The sequence below is a fragment of the Frigoribacterium sp. RIT-PI-h genome (assembly GCF_001297205.1).
In the GTDB taxonomy this organism is placed as follows: Bacteria; Actinomycetota; Actinomycetes; order Actinomycetales; family Microbacteriaceae; genus Frigoribacterium.
In genome coordinates, this window is record NZ_LHOZ01000011.1 from 1 (window position 1) to 4990 (window position 4990).

At 74.3% G+C, this 4990-nt stretch carries 2 protein-coding genes and 2 pseudogenes; all 4 read left to right on the forward strand.

The window, feature by feature from the left end; translation table 11 throughout:
- Nucleotides 1-2555, forward strand: a pseudogene (nirB, locus tag AEQ27_RS00625) (nitrite reductase large subunit NirB); the annotation flags it as partial.
- 2 nt (nucleotides 2556-2557) lie between these two features.
- Nucleotides 2558-3691: a uroporphyrinogen-III C-methyltransferase gene (cobA, locus tag AEQ27_RS00630; protein WP_082383111.1), complete on the forward strand. Its 1134-nt coding sequence runs from the start codon at nucleotides 2558-2560 to the stop codon at nucleotides 3689-3691.
- Nucleotides 3688-4827 (forward strand): uroporphyrinogen-III synthase, encoded by a 1140-nt coding sequence (locus AEQ27_RS00635; protein ID WP_054144928.1) that lies wholly within the window; start codon nucleotides 3688-3690, stop codon nucleotides 4825-4827. Before cobA ends, AEQ27_RS00635 begins: the two co-directional genes overlap by 4 nt.
- 47 nt (nucleotides 4828-4874) lie before the next feature.
- A pseudogene (locus AEQ27_RS18495) lies at nucleotides 4875-4990 on the forward strand (glycoside hydrolase family 2 TIM barrel-domain containing protein); the annotation flags it as partial.

Genomic DNA, 4990 nt, shown 5'->3' on the forward strand with positions numbered 1-4990 from the left:
GTCGGCGGCGGCCCGGCCGCCCACCGCCCGGCCGAGGCGCTCGCCGCCCGTGCCACCGCGGACGGGCCGGTGGCGCAGGTCACGGTCGTCGGTGAAGAGGTCCACCTGCCCTACGACCGCGTCGCGCTCTCGACCCGGCTCGCCGGTGCCGTCGCCCTGACATTGGGTGCCGGGTCGGTGTGGAGCGCAGGCGGCGTCTCGTACCTGGGCGGCGTGCGGGTCGAGGCCCTGGACGTGGACCGCCGGACGGCCTCCACGAGCGACGGTCACGAGCTCGGCTACGACGCCCTCGTGCTCGCCACCGGGTCGTCCGCGACGGTTCCGCCGATCCCCGGGGCCGGGGCCGGTCGCGTGTACCGCACGATCGACGACGTCGACGCCCTCCGGGACGAGGTCACCACCTTCGCCGAGCGCCACGGACGCCCGGCGCGGGTCGTCGTAGTGGGTGGTGGGCTGCTCGGACTCGAGGCGGCAGGAGGCGCGGCCGCCTTGGGCGCGACGGCCAGCGTCGTGCACAGTGGCCGCTGGCTCATGTCGGCCCAGCTCGACGAGGGCGCCGGGCGGGCGCTCGGTCGCATCGTCACGGCCGGAGGGATCGGCCTGCACCTCGGCACCCGCCCCGCCGAGGTGCTCACCGCACCCTCGGGAGCCGTGCTCGGCGTGGTGCTCGAGGACGGCCGCACCGTCGGGGCCGACGTGGTCGTCTTCTCGATCGGCATCACCCCGCGGGACGAACTCGCCCGCGCGGCGGGCATCGAGGTCGCCCCGCGCGGCGGCGTCGTCGTCGGTGAGGACTGTTCGACCTCGGCTCCGGGCGTGTTCGCGATCGGCGAGGTCGCGAGCGTCGACGGCGTCTGCACCGGGCTCGTGGCCCCCACGAACGCCATGGCCGAGGTCGTCGCCGACCGCCTCGCCGGGGGTGCCGCGGTGTTCGGCGGCATCGACGACGCCACGAAGCTGAAGCTCGCGGGCGTCGACGTGGCCTCGTTCGGCGACGCGACCGCCCGCACCGAGGGGGCGCTCGAGGTGGTCTACGCCGACCCGGCCCGCGGCCTGTACCAGAAGCTCGTCGTCAGCGCCGACGCCAAGACGCTGCTCGGGGGCATGTTCGTCGGCGCCGCGACGCCCTACCGACCCTGCGCCCCCGGCGGGGTCGCGAACGGCCCGCCGAGCCCGCCGCGTTCCTGGCGGCGTCCGGCCCCGAGGGCGCGGTCGACGTCGAGCTGCCCGACGACGCGCAGATCTGCGCCTGCAACGACGTCTCGGTCGGCGACGTCCGGGGCTGGATCACGGGTGCCCCCGGCGAGGCCTGCACCGACCTCGCGACGCTCAAGACCTGCTCGCGCGCGGGCACGCAGTGCGGCTCGTGCGTGCCCCGGGTGAAGAAGACCCTCGACGCCGAGCTGACGAAGGCGGGCGGGGCCGTGTCGACCGCGCTCTGCGAGCACTTCGCCATGGGGCGGGCCGGGCGCGTCGAGGCCGTCCGCGTGCGCGGCCGGAGCTCGGCGGCGGCGGTCTTCGAGCGCTTCGGCCGCGGGGGGCTCGGTTGCGACGTCTGCAAGCCCGTCGTCGCCTCGGTGCTGGCGACGCAGACGCACGCGTACATCCTCGACGGCGACACCGGCCCGATGCAGGACACCAACGACCGGGCCCTCGCCAACATGCAGAAGGACGGCACCTACTCGGTGGTGCCGCGCATCCCGGCCGGCGAGATCAGTCCGGCGAAGCTCAAGGTCATCGCCGAGGTCGCCGAACGCTTCGGGCTCTACACGAAGATCACGGGCGGCCTGCGCATCGACATGTTCGGGGCCCGGCTCGAGCAGCTGCCCGACATCTGGCGACTGCTCGTCGACGCCGGCTTCGAGTCGGGCCAGGCCTACGGCAAGAGCCTGCGCAACGTGAAGTCGTGCGTCGGCTCGACCTGGTGTCGCTTCGGGGTGCAGGACAGCGTGGCCATGGCCATCTACCTCGAGGAGCGCTACCGGGGCCTGCGCTCGCCGCACAAGTTCAAGATGGGCGTCTCGGGCTGTGCCCGCGAGTGCGCCGAGGCCCGGGCGAAGGACGTCGGCGTCATCGCCACCGAGAACGGCTGGAACCTCTATGTCGGCGGCAACGGCGGGTTCCCGCCCGTGCACGGCCCGCTGCTCGCCAAGGACGTCGACGACGAGACGCTCATCGCCTACATCGACCGCTACCTCATGTACTACGTGCGCACGGCCGACCGGTTGCAACGCACCGCCCGCTGGCAGGAGGAGCTCGACGGCGGCCTCGACCACGTGCGGGCCGTCGTCTGCGACGACTCGCTCGGCATCGCGGCCGAGCTCGAGGCGGCCATGGTGCAGCACGTCGGCGACTACGTCGACGAGTGGGCACTCACCCTCGACGACCCCGAACGTCTGAAGCGGTTCCGGTCGTTCGTCAACGCCCCCGACACCCCCGACCCGTCGATCGCGCGCGTCACCGAACGCGACCAGCCACGACCCGCGACGCCCGACGAACGCCGCTCCTCGAGCGTCCTGCTCGCGGGCGACCGCATCCCCGTGCGAGAGGCCTGACCATGCAGCTGACCCTCGACCTCATCGGTCGACACGTGCTCGTCGTCGGCCGACCCGACCGGGCACGCCACGCCGTCGCCGCCGTGCGGGCCGACGGGGCCGTCGTCGAGTCGCGGCCGGCGGACGACGCCGCGCGGCACCTCGGCGAGATGCTCGCAGGTGCCGGACCACGCCTCCTGCACCTCGTCGTCTGGGTCGAGGGACCCGAGGAGGCGCGGCTCGCGATCACCGCGTCGGCCGCCGCCCTCGAGGTGCCCCTGGCCACCGCACCCGCCACCGACCCGTCGCCGCCCGGGCACGGGACGCTCGTCGGCGGGGGACCGGGCGCGCCCGGGCGGCTGGCCCGGGCGGGCCGGGCCGCGCTCGCTGCTGCGGACGTCGTGCGGCACGACCGGCTCGGGCCGGGCGACCGGGTCGCCGAGCTGGCGCCGGGCGCCGAGCTGGTCGACGTCGGCAAGACCCCCGGTCACCACGCCGTCCCGCAGCACGAGATCGAGGCGCTGCTCGTCGACCACGCGGTGCGGGGTCGGCGGGTCGTGCGACTGAAGGGCGGCGACGCGTTCGTCTTCGGGCGCGGGGGCGAGGAGGTCGCCGCCTGTCGACGGGCCGGCGTGCCGGTGACCGTGGTGCCCGGCGTCACGAGCGCGATCGCCGTGCCGGAGGAAGCCGGCATCCCCGTGACCCACCGGGAGGTCAGCCGGGCCTTCACCGTGCTGTCGGGTCACGTGCCGTTCTCCGACGACGAGCTGCGCCACCTGGTGGGACTCGGCGGCACGATCGTCGTGTTGATGGGCGTCGCCAACCTGCCGCAGACCGCCGCCGGGCTCCGGCGTCACGGCCTGGGCGTCGAGACGCCCATGGCGGTGCTCGAGAGCGGTTTCACGGACCGCAGCCGACGCACGGTCACGACGCTGGGTGAGGTCGACGCGCTGGTCGGGACGTTCCGCTCACCGGCCGTCATCGTGATCGGCGAGGTCGTGCGGGTGGCCGACGCCGGCCTCGACGAGGTCGCCGACCTCGTGGCCTTCGCGGCGCCGCGTCCCGTCGGGGCGGAGGGGTCTCGTGTCGCCTCCACCGTCGGGTCTCGTGCCGCGTCCCGTGCCGCGTCGACCGCCGACGCCCGGGTGACGGCGTGACCGACGTCGACGGCTCCGCGAGCGTCGCGGCGTTCCAGCCGGACCAACTCGAGGGGTTCCGCGTGGCGGTGACCTCGGACCGACGGTCCGAGGAACTGATCGCCGCGTTCGAGCGTCGGGGGGCCGACGTGGGGCACGCGCCCACGATCCGGATGCCCGGGGTGCAGGACGACGAGACGCTGGTCGACGAGACGCTCGGCATCATCTCGGCCCGACCCGGCGTGCTGCTGGCCACCACCTCGTACGGCATGAGGCGGTGGTTCGACGCCGCTGACGCGGCCGGCATCGGCGACGACCTGGTGACGGTGCTCGCCGGCGCCCGGATCGTGGTGCGGGGTCCCAAGGCGCGCGGGGCGATCCGCGCGGCCGGGCTCGATGACCAGGGCATGAGCGAGCGCGAGACGACGACCTCCCTCGTCGACCTCGTGCTGCGCAGCGACGTGGCCGGCCTGACCATCGCCGTCCAGCTGCACGGACTGACCGATCCGGCGCAGCTCGACCGGCTCCGGGACGCGGGGGCGACCGTGCTGACGGTGTCGCCCTACCGCTGGACCGTCCACGAGGACGTCACTCGCGTCCGACGGCTGATCTCGGCGATCTGCGGCGGCAGCGTCGACGCCGTCACCTTCACGAGCGCACCCGCCGTCGACGCGCTCTTCTCGATCGCGGACGGGGCCGGCCGGCTCGACGAACTGCAGAACGCCCTGCGCGACCAGGTCGTGGTCGCCGCGGTCGGCCCGGTGACCGCGGCACCACTGGTCGAGGCCGGGGTGCTGCCGATCGTGCCCGACAGATTCCGGATGGGAGCGCTGATCCGGCTGCTCTGCCAGCATCTCGAGCAGAACGCGGCCCACCGGCTGAGCACCGACTACGGCGACGTCGAACTGCGGGGGCACCAGGTGCGCCTCGCCGAACGGCGGTCGACTCTCAGCCCGGTCGCCTTGGCGCTGTTCCGGGCACTGGTCACCGCCCGAGGCGCGACGGTGTCACGGGACGAGTTGGCGCTCGCGGCCCCCGAGCAGCTCGACGACCACGGGGTCGACGTCGCAGTGAGTCGCCTGCGTCGGGCGCTGCCCGAGCCCGGGTTGGTCCAGACGGTGATCAAGCGCGGTTACCGGCTGACGGTGGTGCGGTAGCGCGGGGCGCTGCTGGGCGCGACTGTGCGGCTCGGGCTGGCGAGCCGGCCGAGGCGCACCGTCGGCGCTCCAAGCCGTTCCTGCTCTGCGAGTACGTCCACGCGATGGGCAACGGCCCCGGGGCGATCGACGAGTACGAGGACCTGGTCGACGCCTACCCGCG

Excerpts from the sequence above, each read along its gene's own strand:
- cobA (WP_082383111.1), top strand. The coding sequence starts at position 2,558 with ATGCAGCTGACCCTCGACCTCATCGGTCGACACGTGCTCGTCGTCGGC.